Source organism: Gallaecimonas sp. GXIMD4217, from assembly GCF_038087665.1.
Taxonomy (GTDB): domain Bacteria; phylum Pseudomonadota; class Gammaproteobacteria; order Enterobacterales; family Gallaecimonadaceae; genus Gallaecimonas.
Window position 1 is genome coordinate 586,847 of sequence record NZ_CP149925.1, and the last position, 23,323, is coordinate 610,169.

Sequence of the window (23,323 nt, forward strand, 5' to 3'; positions counted from 1 at the left end):
AGAGCAAGGGCTCACCCGAAAGGTGCAATAAGGCCGGCGAATGCCGGTCTTGTCATTTTTCGAAGGGCGCCTCCATGGCGTGGCAAAGGAAACGCATCCAGCGGTCGGCGCTTCGAAAGCGCTCGGCGCAGTAGGCCACGAAGCCTTCGCCCAGCACGGCGTCATCATCGATAGGGCAGACGGCGATATAGTCCTTGCGCTTGAGATCCTCCAGATGGGGGTGATCGGCGGCGAAGCCCTTGGGGGGCCTTACCAGGCTTTCGCCTCTGAGCTGGAAGTGGGAGCGAAAGGCCTTGTCGTCCCTGGCCAGCAGCCAGTTCCTGGGGCTGTCGTCTATGCAGTCGCGGATCCTGCGCAGGGCCTGGCTCTCGGGGTGCCAGCTGCCCACGCCCAGGAAGCATTGGCCCGGCTCGACATGCACATAGTAACCGGGGGCATGGACGTCCTTGCCCAGATCATGGCGGAACTGGATACCCACATTGGTCTTGTAGGGGCGCTTGTCCCTGGCGAAACGGGTGTCGCGGTACACCCGCATCAGACAACGCGGCCCCACCGCGAAGCGGGGGGCGATCTCGGCCATGGGCGCCGCCATGGCGTCGATAAAGGCCAGGGCCGGGGCCTTCACCCTCCGTTCGTAGTCCTGCTTGTGGTCCTGGAACCAGTCCCTGTCGTTATTGGCCGCCAGGGCGGCCAGGAAGTCCAGGCTGTCTTGACTGAACATGATCTCTCCCGCGAATTTTCATTGCCTAACCCCTCACCCACTTTAGTATACTGTTTATATATACAGTTGGAGGGGTCATGCGCAAGATCATCCATGTGGACATGGACTGCTTCTATGCCGCCGTGGAGATGCGGGACAACCCGGCCCTGCGCGGCATTCCCCTGGCCATAGGCGGCAGCCCCCAGCGGCGCGGGGTCATCGCCACCTGCAACTACGAGGCCAGGGCCTTCGGGGTGCGTTCGGCCATGAGCAGCCACAAGGCCCTGAGCCTGTGCCCCAACCTGACCCTGATCCCGGGCCGCATGGAGGTCTACAAGGAAACCTCGGCGCGGATCCGCGACATCTTCGCCCGCTTCACCGACAAGATAGAGCCCCTGTCCCTGGACGAGGCCTACCTGGATGTCACCGACAGCCGCCATTGCCAGGGCTCGGCCACCCTCATTGCCATGCAGATCCGCCAGATGATCAAGGATGAACTGGGGCTCACCGCCTCGGCCGGGGTGGCCCCCAACAAGTTCCTGGCCAAGATAGCCTCGGAGGAAAACAAGCCGGACGGCCTGTTCGTGCTGACCCCGGACCAGGTGCCGGATTTCGTGCGCAAGCTGCCCCTTCGCAAGATCCCCGGGGTCGGCCAGGCCACCGAGGCCAGGCTGGCCCAGCTGGGCCTGAAGACCGGCCAGGACGTGCTGCGGCGGGATCTGGACTGGCTGCTCAACAAGCTGGGCAAGTTCGGCGCCGTGCTCCACGAGCGGGCCCAGGGCATAGACGAGCGGCCGGTGGCGGTGAGCCGGGTGCGCAAGTCGGTGGGGGTGGAAACCACCCTCAGCGAAGACGTGGACGGGCTGGCGGCGGTGATGGCGGTGGCCGATAGGCTCTGGCCGGAACTTAAGCGCCGCCTGGGCGACAGGCCCATCCACAAGCTGGGGGTGAAAGTGAAGTTCAGCGATTTCGTGCAGACCACCATGGAGCACAGCACGGCGGTGCTGGACAAGGCCATGCTGGAGGGGCTGCTGGCCGGCGCCCTGGAGCGGGGGGGCGGCAAGAAGGTGCGGCTGGTGGGGCTCAGCGTCGGCCTGCTGGACGGCAACAGGAGCCGGCAACTGCCCCTGGACTTTGACGAAGGCCGTTAAGGCCCCAATAATGAGCCACACCCTACAAATACAAAAGAAGGATTTGCCATGGCCTTTGCCAAGCCGGTTCGCCTTGATTCCCTGAGCGCCGCCACCCAGAGCGGCGATTTCGACGCCCTCATTCTCATCCATGGCCCCAGGGCCGATTTTCCCGCCGAACTGGCCGACGCCCTGGCCCAGTACCAGGCCTTGGACCAGCGCTTTGCCAGCGGCACCGTGCTGATCGCCAACGCCGCCGCCCCGGGTGGTCGCATCATCGCCAGCGCCACCGGTCCCCTGGACAGGGACTATGACGACGTGCGCCGCTTCTACGACGCCGCCAGGCAGGCCGCCCAGGCGGCCCGTGATGCCGGCAGCCGCAATCCCGCCCTGCTGGTGCTGGGCATGCCGGACGACGAGCGCTATGGCAATGCCGAGGCGGTGGCGGCCCTGGGCTTCTGGCAGGCCCTGTGGCAGCCCCTGGAGGCCCGCGAGGCGAGAGGGGAGGGCGAGGTGGAGCCGGTCGAGAGCCTGGGCATCATCTCCGAGCAGGCCGATATCGACCGCCTGATGGCCCTGGAAGCCGGCCGCCGCGCCGGCCGCGATCTCTGCGGCACCGAGCCGGAGCGCATGGCGCCCCAGCGCTTCGCCGAATACTGCGAGCAGCTCTTTGCCGGCAGCCCGGTCAAGGTGTCGGTGCTGGCGGACGTGGATCGCCTCAAGCGCGACTATCCGCTGCTGATGGCCGTGGCCAGGGCCAGCCTGGACGTGGACCGCCACATGCCCTGCGTGATCCGCCTGGAATATGTGGGCGAGGGCCCCATAGAGAAGACCCTGCTGTTCGCCGGCAAGGGCATTACCTATGACACCGGCGGTGCCGATCTCAAGATCAATGGCGCCATGGCCGGCATGAGCCGCGACAAGGGCGGCGCCGCCGCCGTGGCCGGCTTCATGAAGACGGTGGCCGAGCTTAAGCCCCAGGGCCTGAAGGTCATCGCCGAGATAGGGGCGGTGCGCAACAGCATAGGGGCCGACTGCTTCGTGCCGGACGAGATCGTCACCAGCCATGCCGGGGTGCGCTCGCGCATCGGCAACACCGACGCCGAAGGGCGCCTGGTGCTGGCGGATCTGCTGTCCCACCTGCGTGAGGACGCCCTGGAGGCGGTGGAGCCGGAGCTGTTCTCCATCGCCACCCTCACCGGTCACGCCGCCCGGGCCATGGGCCCCTACACGGCGGTGCTGGAAAACGGCCCGGCCCGGGCCCTGCATACCGCCGAGACCTTCATGCACCAGGGCGATCTCTGGGCCGATCCGGTGGAGCTGTCCCGCCTGCGCCGCGAAGACTACGATTTCGTCCGTGCCCGCAGCCCGGCCGATGACGTGCTGACCAGCAACAATGCGCCGTCCAGCGTCACCAGCCGCGGTCACCAGTTCCCCATGGCCTTCCTGGCCATCGCCTCTGGCCTCGACAGGCATGGCAACAGCGCCGACAAGCCGCTGCCCTACACCCATATCGACATCGCCGGCAGCGGTGTCGAAGGGGGCGACTGGCAGCACGGCAAGCCCTCGGCGGCGCCGGTGCTGACCCTGGCCGCCACTTACCTCTGAGGCTGGCCCTGTCACAAGAGGCGGCGAAAGCCGCCTCTTTTTTAGGCTGGAGATGTAATTTACTTTCTGGATCTGCCGTTGTCCCGCACTTTTTGCGGCCTTGGTCACAAAATGGCTTGTAATAAAATTACACGATGGCTAGAATGGCACCCGTAATGAGGCAAGGCCCATTACCTCGTGCTCACCCCAGGGAAGGGGGATGGGTATCTCCAGGGAACCGAGATCAGGCGCATAGGTGGAGCATCGGCTCCGGTCTGAACATTGTTGGAGGCTTATCATGACCAAGGTCACTTTCCCTTTCGGTAACAACGGCGTCTTCCGCTTTCCCCTGACCACTGACGGCAAGGCGGCACCGCAATTTCGTTACCCCGTCCTCTGGGCGCGAGGCAAGCAGAAATAACCGCAAAAAGGCCACCATCCGGTGGCCTTTTTGTTGCCCTGGCCTTTCTTGCAAAACGTTTTCCCAGGGGGGATAATCGCGCGCCAAATTCGTTCCCTTATTTGGCTCCCCTCCCATGCTGGAAAGACTGTTCAAACTCAACGAACTGGGCACCACGGCCCGCCAGGAAGTGATCGCCGGCATCACCACCTTCCTGACCATGGCCTACATCATCTTCGTCAACCCCAGCATCCTGGCCCAGGCGGGCATGGATCAGGGCGCCGTCTTCGTGGCCACCTGCCTGGCCGCAGCCCTCGGCTGCCTGATCATGGGCCTGGTGGCCAACTACCCCATCGCCCTGGCCCCCGGCATGGGCCTCAACGCCTTTTTCACCTATACGGTGGTGCTGACCCAGGGCTACAGCTGGCAGGCGGCCCTGGGGGCGGTGTTCATGTCCGGCTGCCTCTTCCTGCTGCTGAGCCTGTTTCGGGTCCGCGAGTGGATCATCAACTCCATCCCCGGCGCCCTGAAGATCGGCATTGCCGCCGGCATCGGCCTGTTTCTGGCGATCATCGCCCTTAAAAATGCCGGCATCGTCGTTGATCACCCGGCCACCCTGGTGACCCTGGGCGATGTCCACTCCCTGCCGGTACAGCTGGCCATACTGGGCTTCTTCCTGATCGTCGGCCTGATCAGCCGCGGCGTGAAGGGCGGCGTGATGCTGGCCATACTGGCCGTCACCGGCCTGGGCCTGCTCCTTGGCGACATCCAGTACCAGGGCATTGCCTCCATGCCGCCGTCGGTGCTGCCGACCCTGATGCAGATGGACTTGTCCTCGGCCCTGGAGCTGAGCATGCTGTCGGTGGTGTTCGCCTTCCTGTTCGTGGATCTGTTCGACACCTCCGGCACCCTGGTGGCGGTGGCCCAGAAGGCCGAGCTGCTCGACGAGAGGGGCCGGCTGCCGCGCCTGAACAGGGCCCTGCTGGCGGACAGCTCCGCCACCATCGCCGGCGCCGCCCTGGGTACCTCCACCACCACCTCCTATGTGGAAAGCACCGCCGGCGTCGCCGTGGGCGGCCGCAGCGGCCTGACCGCCGTGGTCACCGGCCTGCTGTTCCTGGCGGCGCTGTTCTTTGCGCCCCTGGCTGGCATGGTGCCGGCCTATGCTACCGCCGGCGCCCTGTTCTATGTGGCGGTGTTGATGATGGGCAGCGTCAAGAACATCCATTGGGATGACCTCTCCGACGCCGTACCCGTGGTGGTGGTGGCGGCGCTGATGCCGCTGACCTTCTCCATTGCCCACGGCATCGCCTTCGGCTTCATCAGCTTCGCCCTGGCCAAGGTGTTGGCCGGCAAGGCCAGGGAAGTCACCCCGGCGGTGTGGGTGGTGGCGGCCCTGTTCCTCCTCAAGTTTGCTTTTGCGGGATAACAACATGACCAAGAAATACATCGTCAGCTGGGACGCCTTCCACACCGCCTCTCGTGAGCTGGCCGAGCGCCTGCTGCCGGCCGACCAGTGGCGGGGGATCCTGGCCGTGACCCGGGGCGGCATGATGCCGGCCCTGATCCTGGCCCGGGAGCTGAACGTCCGCCATATCGACACCGTCTGCATCTCCTCCTACGACCACGACAACCAGCGCGAGCTGGAGGTGCTCAAGGGCGCCCATGAGGCCGTGGGCGACGGCGAGGGCTACCTGGTGGTGGACGATCTGGTGGACTCCGGCGAAACCGCCAAGGTGCTCCGCCAGATGTACCCCAAGGCCAGGTTCGTCACCGTCTTCGCCAAGCCCCAGGGCAAGCCGCTGGTGGACGACTATGTCATCGACATCGCCCAGGACACCTGGATAGAGCAGCCCTGGGACATGGCGCCGGCCTATATCCGGCCCCTGGCCGGGAAGTAAACCCCGCCGCCCGCCCCATGGCGGGCTTTGCCCTTCCGGGCCCATGCAGTAGGCTGGAGCAGGGAGGTATCCATGCAGCCAATGGACGACATGCTCGAGGAAGACGTGCGCCTGCGTCACAAGACCCAGGCCGACGAAACCTCGACCCTGGCCAACAGCCACGCCAGGGACGAGCGCCGCTCGTCCCTTTCCAGCCCCTTTTTCCATTTGCACCCCAAGTGGTACCGCCTGCTGCCCCGGGCCAGGTGGGCCTGGCAGGGCGCCGACCCACTCGAGGTGGAGCGGGGCCTGTCGCTGATTGCCGCCAGCACCCAGGCCCGCACCTGCGACAGCCGCCTGGATACCGTGGTCGGCTACCGGCCCGGCAACTGGCAGTACGAATGGTCCCAGCTCGGCGCCGTGTACGGCTTCGCGGCCAGGAAACTGGTGGCGGAAGCGCCGGCGCAGGCCCTGGAGGAAAGCATCCAGGCCATGACCTACTACGGCATCGCCGCCTATCCCCATATGCGCGGCGACGTGCTGGCCAGGGAGGCCATGGTCCAGATGCGGGAACACTACCGGACGGCCTGCCAGCTGGCCGGGATCCGCCTGGAAAACCTGGAGGCCCGAGAGGGCGGCAAGGACACCCGGGGCTGGCTGCACCTGCCCCAATCCGAGGAGCGGGTGCCTGTGGTGGTGGTGATGGCCGGCCCGGATCTCTGCGCCCTGGATTTCTTCAACCTCTACCGCCGCTACCTGCAGCCCAGGGGCCTGGGCATGCTGACCCTGGACATGGACGGTTGCGGCGATCAGGCCGAGCTGCCGATGAGCGAACGCACCGAGCGGCCGGTGCAGGCCATGCTGGCGCTGCTCAAGGCGCACCCCTGGGTACAGAGCGACAGGATCAGCGGCCTGGGCATCCGCCTCGGCGCCCTGGGCCTGGTGCGCACCGCCTTCCTGGACGACACCGCCTTCAGAGCCGTGGCCACCATAGCCCCCTGGTGCCACCAGGCGCTGGTGGACAGGGAGCTGCTGGCGGAGCTGCCGCCCATGATGCGGGATTGCCTGGCATCCAGGCTGGGGGTGGATGGCGCCAGCGAGGCCAGGCTGGCCCTGGCCCTGGGCAAGCTGAGCCTGCTGCGCCAGGGACTGCTGGGGCGGCGGCGCCTGAACACGCCGCTGCTCAGCCTGTCCATCAAGGACGATCCCATGGTGCCGCCGGACGACGGCGCCCTGCTCAGGCTGTCCTGCCCCCAGGCCAAGGTCTATCGCCTGGGCCGGGGCAAGCACTTCGACATGTTCGACACCCTGTTCGGCAAGGCGGTGACCTGGCTGGAGCAGATCTGAGCCCCTAGCGGGGCCCTGTTCAGTGCATGAAGGTGTTGGACAGGCCGGCGATGCGGTCGGTGCTCTGGTTGAGCAGCTGGCCGCTTTCGTCCAGTTCGAGCATGGCCCTGGCGGTGTCGTCGGTCAGCGCCTTGAGGCGGTGGATATTCTCGTTCACCTCTGAGGCCACGGCGCCCTGCTGCTCGGCGGCGGTGGCGATCTGGGCCGCCAGATCGTTGATCTCCGCCACCTTATTGAAGATGCCGTCCAGGGTCATGGTCACTTCCTCGGTGCCCACCACGCAGTTCTCGGCGTGCTCGCGATTGCGGTCCATCAGCTCCCGCCAGGAGTCCAGCATGCGGCCCATGCCGGCCAGGCTATCGCGGATCTCCTCGGCGGACTGCTGGGTGCGGGACGACAGCGCCCGCACCTCGTCGGCCACCACCGCAAAGCCGCGGCCGTGCTCGCCGGCCCGGGCCGCCTCTATGGCGGCGTTCAGGGCCAGCAGGTTGGTCTGGTCGGCAATGCCCTCGATCTCGCCCATGATGCTGGTGACCTTCTCGGTCTCCTGCTGCAGGGAAATCGCCGCCAGGGCCGCTTCCTCCACGTCTTTCTGCAACACCCGGATCCGCTCGGCGGAGCCGTGCAGGGCGTCGCGGGCCTCGGCGCATTGCTGGTGGGTGCCCTGGACGTGATCCGAGGTGGTCTGGCTGGAGCGGGCGATCTCGGCGATGGTGGAGGTCAGCTCGTTGATGGCCACCGCCATCTGGTTGGACTGGTCGCCCTGCTCGTTGGCCTGGCGCTTGGCCATGCCGACGCTGCGTACCAGCTGGTCGGAGACCGCCGCCAGGGAGAAGGTGGCGTCCTTGGTGCGGCCCATGATGGCCATGTTGCGGGCCCAGTTCATCATGGTATCGAAGCGCATGCCGGAGCCGAAGCGCTGGCCCACATAGATGCTCTTGGACAGCGGCAGGTCGTGGAAATTGGCGGCCTGCTCGTCCATCACCCACAGCGGCCTCAGCCAGGCGAACAGGCCCAGGGCGGCGGCGGTGCCACCTATGCCGGCGGCCATGGCGGTCTGCCAGCCGCCCAGGAAGAAGGCGGCCAGGGTGGCCAGGGTGATGGGCAGGCCACCGTAGACGAAGCCGCTGAGGTCGGTGCTGGGCTTGAAGGCCTTGCCGGCATTGAGGTCGCCATAGGCCTTGGCGGCCTTTTCCTTGAGCTGCTGGCTGGGCTTGATGCGTACCGACTGGTAGCCGACGCACTTGTCGTTTTCGAAGATGGGGGTCACATAGGCGTCCACCCAGTAGTAGCGGCCGTCCTTGCAGCGGTTCTTGACCAGGCCGCGCCAGGGCTTGCCGGCCTTGAGTTTTTGCCAGAGGTCCTGGAAGGCCCGGGGCGGCATGTCCGGGTGGCGGACGATGTTGTGGGGCTGGCCGAGCAGCTCGGATTCGGAGAAACCGGACACTTCGACGAAGGCCGGGTTGACGTAGGTGATGATGCCCTTGGTGTCCGTGGTGGAGACCAGCTCGGCGGTCTCGGGGAAATGGACTTCGGCGTCGACTATGGGGAGGTTGTTGCGCATCTGTGACTCTTTCCTTGGCGCTGGTGGCCCTATATCGGCATAAAAATCAGGGGCTTTATGCCCGGTGGCGACAATGTGGGAAATGTTAGCAAGTCCCATGCCTTTATTCTGGGTTAAGGCTGGGCCTTGTCGGCGCTTTTTCCCATAATGAAGCCACACTCATCGCCATGATTTGCAGGGAAGTCCTTCACATGCGTCAACTTTCTGTCATCGCCTCGGCCCTGGCCCTGGCTTTCGCCGGCGGCTGCGCCAACCTCAACACCGATTTCAGCCAGGCCCAGCAGGTCATGGCCCAGGGCCAGGCCAAGGCCCAGGGGCAGTACCGGGAAGGGCAAGTCTGGGGCCAGGACTATGTGCTAGAGGAGCTGGGCAACGGCCTGCGGGTGCTGGTGGTCAAGACCGCCCACCCCAACGTGGTCAGCCTGCAGATCCCGGTGCAGACCGGCTCCCGCAACGAGGTGGAGCCCGGCAAGACCGGCTTCGCCCACTTCTTCGAGCACATGATGTTCAAGGGCACCCCCAACTATCCCCAGGCGGTCTACGACGACATCCTCAAGAACGCCGGGGTCGACAACAGGGCCTACACCACCGACGACTACACCAACTACCATTTGAATTTTTCCAAGGAACACCTGGAGACGGTGCTCAGGCTGGAGGCGGATCGCTTCCAGAACCTGAGCTACACCGAGAGCCAGTTCCGTACCGAGGCCCTGACCGTCAAGGGCGAGTACCTCAAGAACTACGCCAGCCCCATCCGCAAGCTGTTGTCCGAGGCCAGGGCCACCGCCTTCGACCGCCACACCTACAGGCACACCACCATGGGCTTTTTCGAAGACATCGAGAACATGCCCAATCAGATGGACTACGCGGCCCGGTTCTTCAAGCGCTGGTACGGTCCCCAGAACACCACCCTGGTGCTCACCGGCGACCTGGACCCGGCCCAGACCCTGGCCTGGGTCAAGCGTTACTGGGGCGACTGGCAGGGTAGCGACTACCGGGCCGAGATCCCCGTCGAGCCGGCCCAGCAGGGGGCCCGCTACAGCCACCTGAAGGTGGACGGCACCCCGGGCGCCTGGCTGGCGGTGTCCTTCAAGGGGCCGGCCTTCGGCGGCAGCGACAAGGCGGCGGTGGATCTCATCGACGCCCTCTACTTCTCCAATACCTCCGATTTCTACCAGGAGGTGGTGGTCAACCGCCAGCTGGCCGACCAGTTCTTCAGCTATTTCCCGGACAACAAGGATCCGGGGCTGATGACCCTGTTCGCCCACGTCAAGGACGTCGCCGCTCTGGCCGAGGTCCGTGACGCCATCGCCCGCACCCTGGTCAAGGCTAGGAGCGAGCCGGTTTCCGCAAAGCGCCTGGCCGAACTCAAGGCCAACCTCAAGTACGGCCAGGCCGCCGGCCTGGACTCCAACACCGCCATCGGCGGCGCATTGGCCCGCTATGTGCACTTCGAGCGCGATCCCGAGGTCGTCAACGCCCTGGCCGAGGCCCGTGACGCCCTGACTCCGGTCCAGATCCAGGCCGTCGCCAACCGCTACTTCGTCGATGACGGCCGCACCACCGTCACCCTGAGCGCAGGCGAGGCCGTGCCCGGCTTCGAGCGGGAGCTCAGCATGGCCAGCCTGCTGGCCCGGGCCGACCGGCCCGTGGACAACGGCAGGCACATCAAGGTGCTCGACAAGCGCAGCGGCTCGCCGCTCATCGACATCAACCTGCTGTTCAACACAGGCCCGGCCTTCGAACCCGAGGGCAAGCGCGGCGTGGCGGCCCTGACCGCCCTGATGCTGTCCGACGCCGGCACCAAGGAGCTGGACTACAAGGCCCTCAAGGAGGCCTACTTCCCCATGGCCGCCGGTGTTTCCAGCCAGGTGGACAAGGAGATGGTCTCCCTGCGTGGCCGAGTCCACCAGGACAACCTGGAGGCCTACCTGCCGCTGCTCATCGCTCAGATCACAGAGCCGGGCTTTCGGGACAGCGACTTCGAGCGCCTCAAGAAGCAGCTCATCAACGCCATAGAAACCGACCTCAAGGCCGGCAACGACGAGGAGCTGGGCAAGGAAGTGCTGTACCTGGACCTCTATCAGGACCACCCCTACGGCAGCCTCAACCTGGGCGACCTCAGCGACCTGCGCGCCCTGACCCTGGCCGACGTCAAGACCTTCTACGCCAGCCAGTTCAGCCAGGCCAACCTGACCCTGGGCCTGGCCGGCAGCATGGGCGACGCCGCCAAGGCCCGCCTGGAGCAGGCCCTGAGCCGGCTGCCGGTGGGCCAGGCCCAGGCCGCCATCCCGGCCGCACCCGAGCTCAGGGGCTGGCATGCCACCCTGGTGGAGAAGGACACCCAGGCCACGGCGGTGTCCTTCGGCTTCCCCATCGACCTCAAGCGCGGCGACCAAGACTGGCTGGCGCTGTGGCTGGCGCGCTCCTACCTGGGCCAGCACCGCAGTTCCAACGCCCTGCTGTACCAGCGCATCCGCCAGGAGCGGGGCATGAACTACGGTGACTACGCCTACATCGAGTACTTCCCCCGCGGCATGTACCAGACCAAGCCGGACGCCAACCTGGGCCGCTCCGAGCAGATTTTCCAGGTCTGGCTCAGGCCGCTGCGCTCCAACAACGACGCCCTGTTCGCCACCCGCACCGCCCTCCACGAGCTGCACAAGCTGATCGACGAGGGCATGAGCGAAGAGAGCTTCCAGGCCACCCGCAACTTCCTGAAGAACTTCGTGGCCCAGCGCACCGCCGGCCAGGGCCAGAGCCTGGGTTATGCCCTGGACAGCGACTTCTACCGGATGGACGACTTCCTGGACTATGTGCGCCGGGGCCTGGACGGTCTGACCGTGGCCGACGTCAACCGGGTGGTGCGCGAGCAGCTGCAGCTGGATGACATCCGCTTCGCCTTCGTGACCCCGGACGGCGCCGACCTCAAGGCCCGCCTGGCCGGCAACCAGCCCTCGCCCCTGAGCTACAACAGTGCCAAGCCCCAGGCGCTGCTGGACGAGGACAAGATCATCGCCCACTACCCCCTGGACTTCGAGTCCATCCAGGTGGTGCCCCTCAAGGCGGTGTTCCAGTAACCCCAAAGGCGCCCCAGGGCGCCTTTTTTCTTTGTGATCCCGCTGGCGTTGCTAGGCATTTTTGCTGCCCGCTCCTGGGTTGTTGCTAAGTTTTGGCTTAGGGCCCGCTTGGGCCAAGCAAGAGGGGACAGGATCATGATGAGGGCAATTCTGGCGCTGGCGGCGCTGCTGGCGGTCGCCATGCCGGCCTGGGCCGAGCGGCCCCTGTTCGGCCACAGCACGGCAGCGCTGCCGGAGCAGGCCGGGGCATTGCGGGCCAGGGCGGTTGGCATTGATCTCCAGGCCCTGGGCCGGGATCGCCTGCAACTGAATCTCTTTGCCGACCGGCGGCTCTTTGCGGTGCAGACCGGGCGCCGCGACCTGGGCGAGCGGGGCCAGATCTGGCTGGGACGCCTGCAGGGCGAGCCCGACTCCAACGTGGTGCTGGCCCGGGTCGGTGACGCCCTGAGCGGCACGGTCAGGCTGGGCGACGAGCTCTACCAGATCCGGCCCCTGCCCGGGGGCGGCCATCTGATCCGCCAGGTCCCGGGCAGTGATCCCCTGCCGGAGTTCGAGCCGGTGGCGCCGCCGGATCTGGGCGGCCAGGGGGATGACTGGCAGCCGCCCCTGGCCCTGGAGGGCAGCACCATCGCCGATGTGATGGTGGTCTACACCCCCGCCGCCCGGGCCGCGGTGGGCGGCAGCAACGCCATGGCGTCGCTGATCCAGCTGGCCATCGCCGAGACCAACCAGGCCTACGGCAACAGCCTGATCGACGCCCAGCTCAACCTGGTGCACAGCGCCGAGCTGGCCTATACGGAGGCGGCTGAGGGCATGGGGACGGACCTGGACAGGCTCACCGGCACCAGCGACGGCTACCTGGACGAGGTGCACGGCATGCGCGATGCCTATGGCGCCGATCTGGTCAGCCTCTTCGTCGAGCGCAGCGACTACTGTGGCATCGCCTGGCTGATGACCAGCGTCAGCAGCAGCTTTGCCAGCCATGGCTTCAGCGTGGTGGAGCATGGCTGCGCCACTGGTTACTACAGTTTTGGCCATGAACTGGGCCACAACATGGGCTCTCATCATGGCCGTGAAGACACCAGCGGCAGCGGCGCCTTTCCCTACAGTTACGGCTTCAAGCAGACCGCGGGCAGCAGCAGCGATTTCTTCCGCACCATCATGGCCTACAACTGCAGCGGCGGCTGCACCAGGCGGCAGTTCTTCTCCAATCCCAACGTCAGCTACAACGGCTATGCCACCGGCATCGACCATGAGCTGGATCCCGGCAACAGCGCCGACAACGCCAGATCCATCAACAACAGCATCGGCACCGTCAGCGCCTGGCGGGACGCCGTGGCTGGCTCGCCGCCGGCCGCCCCAGGTGCCCTGGCGGCCCTGGCCAGCTCCAGCACCACCATGGCCCTGAGCTGGCAGGACCTGTCCGACAACGAAAGCGGCTTCGAGCTGGAGCGCAGCGAGGACGGCACCAGCTGGCAACAGGTGGCCAGCACCGCAGCCAACGTGACCAGCGTCGAAGACGGCGGCCTGAGCCCGGATACCGGCTACAGCTACCGGTTGCGGGCCTTCAACGGCGCCGGCTATTCCGGCTACAGCAACGTCGCCACCGCCAACACCCAGCCCCTGCCCACCAGCTTCAACCAGTACGTGCAGTCTGAGCAGACCGCCAGGGGCAGCCTCAGCGGCAGCCTGGCCGATCTGGCCGAGAGCGACGGCCTGGAAGAGATCCTCACCGAGACCCATTCCGGCGGCCGGCCCAGCGGCAGGACCAGCCTGGCGGAGCACGCCTGGCAGTTCAGCCTGGCCCAGGGCGCCCTGCACAGCCTGGTGCTGGACGCCAGGGTGCTGCCGTCGCCGGAGCAGGAGGCCTTCGTGTTCGAGCTGTCCCTGGACGGCAGCAGCTACGGGCCGCTGCTGACCCTGGCCCCGGGGGCTGGCGGCCGTTACGAGTTGCCGCTGCTGTCGGACTATGCCGGGCCGCTGTGGATCCGGGTACGGGATGCCGATCGCAGCCAGGGCAACACCGCCTACGACGGCGTGGCCCTGGATCAGCTGCTGGTGATCAGCCAGAACCTGGCCGGCGAGCCGCCGCAGGCGCCCGGCGCCTTGACCGCCCAGGCCCAGGGCAGCGCCAGCATCGCCCTGGCCTGGCAGCGGGCCGCGCCGGATGACGGCATCCATATCGAGCGCAGCGACGCCGGCGGCCCCTGGCAGCGCATCGCCAGCGTCGATGCCGACGGCTATCTCGATAGCGGCCTGCAGCCGGCCACCTTCTACAACTACCGGGTGCAGGCCTACAACGGCAGTGGCGCCTCGGCCTACGGCAACGAGGCCGGCGCCAGCACCGAGGCGGCGGCCATCAGCCTCAGTGCCGACAGCAGCAAGAGCAAGGGCAAGCGTACCGTGCAGCTCAGTTGGACCGGCACCGGCGTGGCGGTGGACGTGCTGCGTAACGGCAGCCTGATCGCCACCACGGCAGACAGCAGCTATGTCGATGCCGGCATCAAGGGGGGCGGCGTGCTGCAGTATCAGGTCTGCGAAAGCGGTAGCAGCGTCTGCTCCAATACGGTCAGCGTGGAATGAAAAAAGGCGCCTCAGGGCGCCTTTTTCTTAGAGGGGCCAGACATCCCAGTCGGCGTCGAAGAGTTCGTCGAACTTGGTGTTGTCGAACTGGCCTGTGTTCAGCTCGGCAAAGGCGATGGGGCGCCTGGCCTCCAGGCTGAGCGCCAGGCCATGGTCGCCGCCGAGGAAGTCGGCGAAGGCCTGGTGGGAGTCTTCCGGTGAAGCCTTGGCCATCATCATGGCCTGCTGGCGCAGCTGCGTCGGCGGGGCGCCGGCCTCCCTGGGGGCCATCTCGAATATCGCGTCCAAGAGGCCCCTGTCTTCCACCCTGAGATTGAGCTCATCGAAGGTCAACACCAGGGCGGCGGCCAGGAAGCGATCCGAGAGCTCCTGGCTGAGGGCATCGTGGATATCGTCCCCTCGCCACAGCTCGGGATCCAGCTCGTCGAGGAAGCGGATCAGATCCCGCCCCGAGCCCAGGGACAGGTCGATTTCCAGCTCGCCGACAGCATGATCTTCTCCATGGAAACGCCTTTTCAACAAGATCTTATCCTTCCAATGGTTAGGCCCATGTTAAAGGAGCGAGACCGCCATGCCAATCAGTGGGTCAGCCGCTCGAACCTGGCCAGCAGCTCGTCCTCGGATTCCACCCGGGCCGGATCCGGCTCTATGCAGTCGATGGGGCAGACCGAGACGCACTGGGGCTCGTCGTAGTGGCCGTGGCATTCGGTGCAGCGTTCGGGATCGATTTCATAGACGGCGGCGCCCATGGTGATGGCGCCGTTGGGGCATTCCGGTTCGCACATGTCGCAGTTGATGCAGTCTTCCAGGATCTTCAGTGCCATCTTGTTTCTCCTCAGACCGGCTTGGCCAGCGCATGGTCACCATTGTGCAGGTTGCGCATCAGCAGGGCGTGATCCAGGTCAAGGCCGGCCGGCACCGGCACATAGACCTGGTGGCCGTTGCCGGGAGCCACGTCGATCTGCTCATGGCGGCGGTTCTCCAGCTGCTCGAGTCGAAAGTGCAGGTTGCCGCCCGGGGTCATCAGCTCCAGGCCGTCGCCCAGTTCGAAGCGGTTCTTCACGTCCACCAGGGCCATGCCGGTCTGCTCACAGCGGCCCAGCACCTCGCCGACGAACTGCTGGCGGTCGCTGAAGGAGCTGCCCTGGAGGTAGTTCTGGTACTGGTCGTGGACATGGCGGCGCAGGAAGCCTTCCGTGTAGCCGCGGTTGGCCAGGTTTTCCAGCTGACTCATCAGGCCGATGTCGAAGGGGCGGCCGGCGGCGGCGTCGTCTATGGCCTTGCGGTAGATCTGGGCGGTGCGGGCGCAGTAGTAGAAGCTCTTGGTGCGGCCCTCGATCTTCAGGCTGTGCACGCCCATGCGGCTGAGCCTTTCCACGTGCTGCACGGCGCGCAGATCCTTGGAGTTCATGATGTAGGTGCCGTGCTCGTCTTCCTCGGCGGCCATGGCTTCCCCTGGCCTGCTGTTTTCCTCCAGCAGGAACAGCCTGTCGGTGGGCTTTTGCACCAGGTCGCCGGTTTCGTCCTCCACCGCCTCCCTGGCCTGGTACTGCCAGCGGCAGGCGTTGGTGCAGGTGCCCTGGTTGGGGTCGCGCCTGTTCATGTAGCCGGACAGCAGGCAGCGGCCGGAGTGGGCCATGCACAGGGCGCCGTGCACGAACACCTCCAGCTCGGTGTCCGGGCACCGCTGGCGGATCTCCTCGATCTCGTCCAGGGACAGCTCCCGGGACAGGATCACCCGTTCTATGCCCTGGTCGGCCCAGAACTGCACGCTGGCATAGTTGATGGCATTGGCCTGCACCGACAGGTGGATGGCCATATCCGGGAAGTGCCTGCGTACCAGCATGATCAGGCCCGGATCGGACATGATCAGCGCGTCAGGCTGCAGCTCCATGACCGGCGCCATGTCGTTCAAAAAGGTGCGGACCTTGGCGTTGTGGGGCTGGATGTTGCTGACCACGTACAGTTTCCTGCCCAGCTCATGGGCGCGGCCGATGCCCTGGCCCAGGCGCTCCAGATTGAACTCGTTGTTACGCACCCGCAGCGAATAGCGGGGCTGACCGGCATAGACGGCGTCGGCGCCATAGGCGAAGGCATAGTCCATGTTTTTCAGGGTCCCGGCCGGGGACAGCAGTTCGGGCTTTCTCATCTTTGCACCCAAGGCATTCAAAAGGGCGCAAATCTAGCAGGACGGGTTTGACGATGAGGCGATCTAGGTCAAGCTTGGGTTATAGTCTCTAAGCCTCTCCACAGAATCAGAATTAGAAGTCATGGCTAACGAAAACGCACTGCTTGTATCCCTGATCGACAAGATCAAGAAGGACGCCCTGGTCCTGCCGACCCTGCCGGAAGTTGCCCTGCGCATTCGCAGCGCCACCGACAAGGACGATGTCTCCATGACCGAGCTGGCGGACATCATCCGCCAGGATCCGGCCCTGGCCGCCCGCATCATCAAGGTGGCCAACTCGGTACTCTATCGCCGTGCCGTCGCCGTCGACTCCATCCAGGGGGCCCTGGCCCGCATCGGCATGCAGCAGATCCGTTCACTGGTCACCGCCGCCGCCATGCAGCAGCTGTTCATCTGCAACCACCCCATCATCGAGGACGTCATGGTGTCGGTGTGGGAGCAGAGCGTGGAGGTCTCCTCCGCCACCTGCCTGCTGCTGCAGAACTACCTGGCCAGGGGCGGTGCCAACCCCGCCGAGCTGACCGTAGACGGTGCCCAGCTGGCCGGCCTGGTGCACAATATCGGTACCCTGCCGATCCTGGCCGAGGCCGAGCAGATGCCGGATGCCGTTTCCAGCCCCTACCTGCTCAAGAAGGTGCTGGAACGCCTGCAGCAGCCCCTGGGCCTGAACATCATCAAGAACTGGCGTTTCGGCGAGGAATTCCAGGAGGTGATCAAGCATTGGGCCGATCCCGACTATGATCCCTCCCAGCCCAACTACGCCGACTTCGTGCGCCTGGGCGCCCTGGCCAGCGGCCACCTGATCAGCCGCGGCGTCGATACCGATGCCCTGGCCGAGAACTACGTGGCCAGGGGCATACTGCCCAGCGCGGATTACTTCGAACAGGACGAGTTCGCCCAGGCCTACCAGGACCTCAAGGACAGCTTCGATCTGTGATCCCGACCCATTTCCCCGATATCCAGGGGGCGCGGCTCAGGCTGCGCCCCTTCCGTGAGGCCGACCTGCCGGCCTTCGTGGCCTACCGCAACAACCCGGACGTGGCCCGTTACCAGAGCTGGCACGACTACGACATGGACAGGGCCAGGGCCTTCTGGGAGCAGCAGCGGGATCTGCAGCTGGGCCTGCCGGATTCCTGGTACCAGGTGGCCATTGCCGACGGTGAAGACCGGCTGGTAGGCGATCTGGCCCTGCACTTCCTGGAAGACGGTCGCCAGCTGGAGCTGGGCTTTACCCTGGATCCCGCCTGCCAGGGCAGGGGCTATGGCCAGGAGGCGGCGACCCTGCTGCTGGAGCTGGCCTTTGGCGACTGGCAGATGCACAGGGTGATGGCCATCACCGATGCCAGGAATGCCCCGGCGGCGGCGCTGCTGGCGCGGCTCGGTTTTCGCCGGGAGGGGCACTTCATCCAGAACATCTGGTTCAAGGGCGCCTGGGGCGACGAGTACCTCTACGCCCAGCTGGCCGGCGAGTGGGCTAGCCGAACAGTCTGATCGCCAGCAGGCCCCATCCCAGCAGTAGGCCGAACAGCACCGCCGCCAGCAGCAGCGGCTTCAGGCCAAGCGCCTTGAGGCGGCGCCAGTGGCTCTCCAGGCCCAGGGCCGCCATGGCCATGGTCAGGCAGGCCTGGCTGGTCAGGGCCAGGGCCGGTTTGTATTGGCCGGGGACCCAGCCCAGGGAATTGATCGCCACCACGGCGGCGAAGCCAAAGGCGAACCAGGGCAGTGCTATCCGACCCTGGCGGCCTTCCCCCCGGGGGGCCAAGGCCGTGAGCAGCAGCAGGAAGGGGATCAGCAGCCCCACCCGCATCAGCTTCACCAGCACCGCCTGTTGCAGCGCCTGTTCGCCCACCGCCTCGCCGATGGCCACCACCTGGGCCACCTCATGCACGGTCGCCCCGGTGAAGATGCCGAAGTGGTATTCGTCCAGGCCCAGCCAGGGGTAGAGCAGGGGATAGCTCAGCATGCCCAGGCTGCCGAACAGCACCACGGTCGCCACCGCCATGGTGGCGTTGTCCTGGCGGGCCCTCAGGGTGCTTTCGGTGGCGAGCACGGCGGCGGCACCGCAGATGGCCGAGCCGGCGCTGGTCAACAACACCAGCTCCCGGTCGAGCCCCAGCCAGCGGGTGCCAAGCCAGTAGCCAGCGAGCAGGATCAGCACCACCACCGACAGATCCAGCAGCGCCGGGCCCCAGCCCAGCTCGGCGAGCTGGGACCAGGTGAGCTGGCAGCCCAGCAGCATCACGCCAAGGCGCAGCAGGCGCTTACCCGCGAAGGCCAGGCCGGCCTCTGCCCCGGCCGGTGGCCTGAGGTTGCCCACCACCAGCCCCAGCACCAGCGCCAGCACCAGTGGGCTGAGGGCCCCGGCCAGCAAAGCACTTCCCAACCAGCCGCCCAGGCTGAGCCCAAGACACCACAGCAGGCCTCGCAGCATGATCAACACTCCATGACAAAGGATGGCGTCATGCTAGGTGGGGTCTTAATATAAAGATAATTAATAGTTTTGAAATTTTATATCCTCAAAACCGATATGCCTTTGCCCATCACCCTGCGTCAGTTGGAAATCTTCGTGGCCGTCGCCAAGACCGGACAGGTGAGCCTGGCCGCCGAGACGCTCTGCCTGAGTCAGTCCGCCACCAGCCAGGCCCTGGCTACCCTGGAACGACAGCTGGATCGGCAGCTGTTCGACCGCCAGGGCAAGCGCCTCAAGCTCAGCCCCCGTGGCCAGCAGTTGCTGGCCACGGCCGAGGCCCTGCTGGAGCAGGCCGGATCGTTGCTGGCCGGGGAGGGGGGCAGCGTCCTTGCAGGCCAGCTGCGTCTGGCCTGCAGCACCACCATCGGCAACAACCTGATGCCCGGCCTGCTGGCCTCCTTCTGGCGGCAACACCCGAAGGCCGGAGTGGAGATGAGCATCCACAACAGCCGGCACATCCAGCAGGCGCTGCTGTCCTTCGAGGCGGATCTGGGCCTCATCGAGGGCCGATGCGAGGAAAGCGCCCTGGCCAGCCAGATCTGGCGCCATGATGAGTTGGTGGTGGTGGCCGCACCAAGCCATCCCCTGGCCGGAGAAGGGGTGCTGAGCCTGGCGGCCCTGGCGGACCAGCACTGGATCCTGCGCGAGCCCGGCTCGGGGACCAGGGAGGTTTTCGAAGGGGCGCTGGGGGCCAGGGTGCCCAGGCTCAATGTGCGACTGGAGTTGTCACAGCACGACGCCATCAAGGCGTCGGTCAGGGCGGGAGTTGGACTGAGTTGTCTGTCGCGGTTGGTGGTGGCCGAGGAGCTGGCGCGGCGCGAGCTGGTGGCCCTGGCCACGCCGGGTCTGGATCTCAGGCGCAGCCTGAGCCTGGTATGGCACCCGGGACGTCACCAGGGCGCGCTTTTTCACGCCCTGAGGGAACATCTTTTTCAGGCGTCCAGGTGAGTCTCTTCGAGGGGGCCGCCGATGCGGGCTTCCACTCCCTGCTCCGAGGGCATGATCACCACGGTGTTGGCCAGCTTGTCGTGCCAGCCCTGCTTGCGGGGATCGAAGGCGGCCCAGAGGAAGCCCAGGCCCAGGCTGAGGCTGCAGAGGATGTAGCCCAGGTAGCGGATCAGGCACTGCCTGGTGCTGGGGGGCAGGCCGCTGTCGGCGTCGACGATGGTGGCCCGGAAGGCCATCTTGCCCGGGGTGGCGGCAAAGCGCCGCCATAGCGCCACGGTGACGACGATCGGCAGCACATAGCTGATCAGGAAGTGGCCCGGGCCCAGGAACAGCTGCCCCAGCTCCCGGGGGGCCGGCTCCACCTGCAGCAGCTGGTCGCCGTACAGGGCCAGCAGCAGCGGCAGGGTGATCAGGGTCAGCAGCACCGAATCCACCAGCACCGCCACCAGTCGCAGCCAGAAGCCCATGTAGATCCGGCGGCTCATGGTCAGACCGCCTCGGCCAGGTTGTCGGCCTCGCCGCCCAGCAGCTCGATAAGCCTGGGCAGCAGCTCCTCCAACGTGCGGGTCATCAGCACGAAGTCGGCGTCGAAGCGGGCCGCCTTGTCGGTGGGATCGATGTCGTCGTTCTCCTCACGCAGCACGTCGGCGAACTTGAGGCGCTTGATCATCAGGTCGTCCTGGAGCAGGAAGGAGGCCAGCTCCGGGTAGCCCAGGGCCAGCTTGGAGACCTGGCGCTGGTTGTCCAGCAGGGTGTCTACCTCGTTGTCGCTCAGGGCCTGCTTCTTGGTGCGAATGACGCCCCCTTCCTCCAGCAGCGACTTCAGCTCGGCCTCGTCTTCCAGCTCCAGGGGGGCAGGGGGGCCCTTCTTCAGCCACTCGGTGAGGGTGATGGCGGCCGGGGTGGCCAGGGCCAGGGGCGCCACCGGCAGCGAGCCGATGGACTTCCTGAGCAGGCCCAGCACCTCGTCGGCGCGGGCGGCGGAGGAGGCGTCGACGATCACCAGCTGCAGCTTGGTGGAGACATAGGCGTAGGTGAAGCGGCTCTTGGAGAAGGCCCGCGGCAGCAGGGTGGTGACGATCTCCTCCTTCATGGCCTGCTTTTCCTTGCGGGACACCGGCCGGCCCTGCTCCAGCTGGATGGCCTGGACCTTCTCGTCCAGCTCCTCCTTGATGACGCCGCCGGGCAGGATCTTCTCCTCCTGGCGTACGCAGAGCAGGTAGTTGCCGTCACCCACGTGCACCAGCTCACCCTCTTCCCGCCTGGTCAGGGGGCTGACCCAGCCGTACTTGGCGATGTCCTGGCTGGAGCAGGGACTGAAGCGGCAGGCGGCCAGTTGCTCGTTCAGGCGGTCATCCAGCTCCAGGGGGCGGGTCAGGCGGTAGAGTTGCAGGTTCTTGAACCACATAAAAACGTCCTTGACGACAAAAGCGAATTGTCGCTGAGTATAGGGAAGGCACCAGGTGGAGGAAAGGGATGCTTTGGTACTGGTTTTGGCTCAGTTTATCGGTCTTTGTGGTGGCGCGGCTGTTGCCGGGGATCCACCTCAAGAGCTTCTGGACCGCGGTGGTGGTGGCCGCCGTGTACGGCATCGTCAACTTCGTGCTCTACAAGGCCCTGGTGTTCCTGGCGCTGCCGCTGGTCGTACTCAGCCTGGGGCTGTTCCTGCTGATCATCAATGCCTTCCTGCTCTGGCTCACCGACAAGCTGGTGGACGACTTCGCCATCCGCGACTTTCCCACCACCATAGTTGCTGCCCTGGGGATCAGTTTTTGTAACCTGATCTTTAACGGTCTCTTCTAAGGCCGGCATTCTGGGATCCAGGGCACATTTTTACGGTTTTTTACTACAAGGCCCCTGTGCTAGTCTGCCGCCCTTCGATGGGGTAAATCCCCGCTGACAACGGCAGAGATCGCCATGCAAGAGATCAAAGACTGGCTGGCGCCCGTCCACCAAGTACTGGACACAACCGTAGGCTGGATGAACGGCCTGCTGTGGGGCTCCGTTCTCATCTACCTGCTTCTGGGTGTGGGCATCTACTTCACCATCCGCCTGGGCTTCATCCAGGTGCGTCACTTCGGCCACATGTTCTCGGTGATGAAGAACAGCCGCCATGGCGATAAAAGCGGCATTTCCTCCTTCCAGGCCCTGTGCACCTCCCTGGCGGCCCGGGTCGGTACCGGCAACCTGGCCGGCGTGGCCGTGGCCCTGACCCTGGGCGGCCCCGGCGCCATCTTCTGGATGTGGCTGATCGCCTTCATCGGCATGGCCACCAGCTTCGTGGAAAGCACCCTGGCCCAGCTGTTCAAGATCCGCGACGAGCAGGGCAACTTCCGTGGCGGTCCCGCCTACTACATGGAAAGGGGCCTGGGCGCCCGCTGGATGGGCATCGCCTTCTCGCTGTGCCTGATCCTGGCCTTCGGCCTGGTGTTCAACGCCGTCCAGGCCAACTCCATCGCCGCCGCCATGGACCAGGCCTTTGCCGTGCCGCACTGGCTGTCCGGTGTGGCCGTGGCGGCCGTGACCGCCCTGGTGATCTTCGGCGGCCTGCGTTCCATCGCCAAGGTAGCGGAGATCCTGGTGCCGCTGATGGCCCTGGCCTACCTGGCCGTGGCCCTGGTGGTGGTGGTGGTGAACATCACCGAGCTGCCGGCCATCTTCGCCCTGATCGTCAAGTCCGCCTTCGGCCTTGAGGAAGCGGCCGGCGGCGCCCTGGGCTACACCATCGCCCAGGCCATGATGAACGGCATCAAGCGCGGCCTGTTCTCCAACGAGGCCGGCATGGGTTCTGCCCCCAATGCCGCCGCCACCGCCGCGCCCACGCCCCGTCACCCGGCCTCCCAGGGCTATGTGCAGATGCTGGGCGTGTTCATCGACACCCTGGTGATCTGCTCCGCCACCGCCGCCATCATCCTGATGTCCGGTGTCGACATCGGCAACGGCATGGAAGGCGTGACCCTGACCCAGGCGGCCCTGAGCTCCCAGGTGGGCGGCTGGGGCGGCAGCTTCGTGGCCATCGCCCTGCTGTTCTTCGCCTTCACCTCCATCATCGCCAACTACTCCTACGCCGAGACCAACCTGGTGTTCCTGGATCCCAGGCACAAGGTGGGCCTGACCATCAATGTGTTCCGGATGGTGGTGCTGGCCATGGTGCTCTTCGGCGCCCTGTCCGAGCTGCCGCTGGTGTGGGCCATGGCCGATGCCTCCATGGGCCTGATGGCGGTGATCAACCTGGTGGCCATCCTGGCCCTGTCCGGCCTGGCCTTCAAGCTGGCCCGGGACTACCACTGCCAGCAGAAGGCGGGCAAGACGCCGTACTTCGACGTGCGCAAGTTCCCGGAGCTCAAGGACAAGCTGGAGCCCGGCGTCTGGGACTGCGAGAGCCCCGACAAGGCGAAGGCGGCCCAGAAGGCGGCCTGAGCAGAAAGCGGCTTCGGCCGCTTTTT

The 23,323-nt window shown here is 65.9% G+C and carries 21 protein-coding genes; 13 read left to right on the plus strand and 8 right to left on the minus strand.

Annotated elements, in window-relative coordinates:
• Window positions 1–52 precede the first annotated feature (52 nt).
• Window positions 53–721 carry a DUF2461 domain-containing protein gene (locus WDB71_RS02945; RefSeq protein ID WP_341503151.1) on the minus strand — a complete coding sequence of 223 codons (669 nt, stop codon included), beginning with the start codon at window positions 719–721 and terminating at the stop codon, window positions 53–55.
• 77 nt (window positions 722–798) lie between these two features.
• Here WDB71_RS02945 and dinB point away from each other — a divergent pair, with 77 nt between their 5' ends.
• The 6 genes from dinB (at window position 799) to WDB71_RS02975 (ending at window position 7,044) form a co-directional block, all read left to right on the plus strand.
• Entirely contained in the window at window positions 799–1,851 is a 1,053-nt protein-coding gene (gene dinB / locus WDB71_RS02950) for a DNA polymerase IV (protein WP_341503152.1), read from the plus strand.
• 48 nt (window positions 1,852–1,899) lie between these two features.
• Entirely contained in the window at window positions 1,900–3,438 is a 1,539-nt protein-coding gene (locus tag WDB71_RS02955; RefSeq protein WP_341503153.1) for a leucyl aminopeptidase family protein, read from the plus strand.
• 277 nt (window positions 3,439–3,715) lie between these two features.
• Window positions 3,716–3,838, plus strand: a complete 123-nt coding sequence (locus WDB71_RS02960; RefSeq protein WP_341503154.1) for a hypothetical protein — start codon at window positions 3,716–3,718, stop codon at window positions 3,836–3,838.
• Window positions 3,839–3,953: 115 nt separating this feature from the next.
• Complete coding sequence (locus tag WDB71_RS02965) at window positions 3,954–5,246, plus strand: NCS2 family permease (RefSeq protein WP_341503155.1); 1,293 nt, start codon at window positions 3,954–3,956, stop codon at window positions 5,244–5,246.
• Window positions 5,247–5,250: 4 nt separating this feature from the next.
• Entirely contained in the window at window positions 5,251–5,718 is a 468-nt protein-coding gene (gpt, locus tag WDB71_RS02970; RefSeq protein ID WP_341503156.1) for a xanthine phosphoribosyltransferase, read from the plus strand.
• A gap of 72 nt (window positions 5,719–5,790) precedes the next feature.
• Window positions 5,791–7,044: an alpha/beta hydrolase gene (locus WDB71_RS02975; protein ID WP_341503157.1), complete on the plus strand. Its 1,254-nt coding sequence runs from the start codon at window positions 5,791–5,793 to the stop codon at window positions 7,042–7,044.
• A gap of 19 nt (window positions 7,045–7,063) precedes the next feature.
• Here WDB71_RS02975 and WDB71_RS02980 read toward each other — a convergent pair whose 3' ends face one another.
• Window positions 7,064–8,608: a methyl-accepting chemotaxis protein gene (locus WDB71_RS02980; protein ID WP_341503158.1), complete on the minus strand. Its 1,545-nt coding sequence runs from the start codon at window positions 8,606–8,608 to the stop codon at window positions 7,064–7,066.
• Window positions 8,609–8,799: 191 nt separating this feature from the next.
• Between WDB71_RS02980 and WDB71_RS02985 the strand changes: the two genes are divergently transcribed.
• Complete coding sequence (locus WDB71_RS02985) at window positions 8,800–11,688, plus strand: pitrilysin family protein (protein WP_341503159.1); 2,889 nt, start codon at window positions 8,800–8,802, stop codon at window positions 11,686–11,688.
• A gap of 135 nt (window positions 11,689–11,823) precedes the next feature.
• The gene (locus WDB71_RS02990) at window positions 11,824–14,271 is read left to right on the plus strand and encodes a fibronectin type III domain-containing protein (protein ID WP_341503160.1); all 2,448 of its coding nucleotides are present in this window, start codon (window positions 11,824–11,826) and stop codon (window positions 14,269–14,271) included.
• A gap of 27 nt (window positions 14,272–14,298) precedes the next feature.
• Here WDB71_RS02990 and WDB71_RS02995 read toward each other — a convergent pair whose 3' ends face one another.
• From WDB71_RS02995 to yegQ, 3 genes are read right to left on the minus strand one after another with little or no spacing between them, the layout of a single operon-like run.
• Window positions 14,299–14,793, minus strand: a complete 495-nt coding sequence (locus WDB71_RS02995; protein WP_341503161.1) for a hypothetical protein — start codon at window positions 14,791–14,793, stop codon at window positions 14,299–14,301.
• A 56-nt stretch (window positions 14,794–14,849) separates the two neighbouring features.
• A complete protein-coding gene (locus WDB71_RS03000; protein WP_341503162.1) occupies window positions 14,850–15,095 on the minus strand; it encodes a YfhL family 4Fe-4S dicluster ferredoxin in 246 nt (81 codons plus the stop codon).
• 11 nt (window positions 15,096–15,106) lie between these two features.
• A complete protein-coding gene (gene yegQ, locus WDB71_RS03005) occupies window positions 15,107–16,420 on the minus strand; it encodes a tRNA 5-hydroxyuridine modification protein YegQ (RefSeq protein WP_341503163.1) in 1,314 nt (437 codons plus the stop codon).
• Between the two features lie 121 nt (window positions 16,421–16,541).
• Between yegQ and WDB71_RS03010 the strand changes: the two genes are divergently transcribed.
• Window positions 16,542–17,396, plus strand: a complete 855-nt coding sequence (locus WDB71_RS03010; RefSeq protein WP_341503164.1) for an HDOD domain-containing protein — start codon at window positions 16,542–16,544, stop codon at window positions 17,394–17,396.
• On the plus strand, window positions 17,393–17,950 hold the full coding sequence (locus tag WDB71_RS03015) for a GNAT family protein (protein WP_341503165.1): 558 nt from the start codon (window positions 17,393–17,395) through the stop codon (window positions 17,948–17,950). The genes WDB71_RS03010 and WDB71_RS03015 overlap by 4 nt, the downstream gene beginning before the upstream one ends.
• On the opposite strand, the gene WDB71_RS03020 is transcribed toward WDB71_RS03015, so the two are convergent.
• Entirely contained in the window at window positions 17,934–18,890 is a 957-nt protein-coding gene (locus tag WDB71_RS03020; protein ID WP_341503166.1) for a putative sulfate exporter family transporter, read from the minus strand. The genes WDB71_RS03015 and WDB71_RS03020 overlap by 17 nt on opposite strands.
• Window positions 18,891–18,986: 96 nt before the next feature.
• On the opposite strand from WDB71_RS03020, the gene WDB71_RS03025 reads away from it, so the two are divergent.
• A complete protein-coding gene (locus WDB71_RS03025) occupies window positions 18,987–19,877 on the plus strand; it encodes a LysR substrate-binding domain-containing protein (RefSeq protein WP_341503167.1) in 891 nt (296 codons plus the stop codon).
• On the opposite strand, the gene WDB71_RS03030 is transcribed toward WDB71_RS03025, so the two are convergent.
• Both WDB71_RS03030 and rdgC read right to left on the minus strand, forming a co-directional pair.
• A complete protein-coding gene (locus WDB71_RS03030; RefSeq protein ID WP_341503168.1) occupies window positions 19,862–20,362 on the minus strand; it encodes an RDD family protein in 501 nt (166 codons plus the stop codon). The genes WDB71_RS03025 and WDB71_RS03030 overlap by 16 nt on opposite strands.
• A 2-nt stretch (window positions 20,363–20,364) precedes the next feature.
• Entirely contained in the window at window positions 20,365–21,285 is a 921-nt protein-coding gene (gene rdgC, locus WDB71_RS03035; protein ID WP_341503169.1) for a recombination-associated protein RdgC, read from the minus strand.
• Window positions 21,286–21,353: 68 nt separating this feature from the next.
• Between rdgC and WDB71_RS03040 the strand changes: the two genes are divergently transcribed.
• Window positions 21,354–21,680, plus strand: coding sequence for a phage holin family protein (locus WDB71_RS03040; RefSeq protein ID WP_341503170.1), 327 nt, complete (start codon window positions 21,354–21,356; stop codon window positions 21,678–21,680).
• A 156-nt stretch (window positions 21,681–21,836) separates the two neighbouring features.
• Window positions 21,837–23,297 carry a sodium:alanine symporter family protein gene (locus WDB71_RS03045; RefSeq protein ID WP_341504175.1) on the plus strand — a complete coding sequence of 487 codons (1,461 nt, stop codon included), beginning with the start codon at window positions 21,837–21,839 and terminating at the stop codon, window positions 23,295–23,297.
• The last annotated feature ends 26 nt before the right edge of the window (window positions 23,298–23,323 follow it).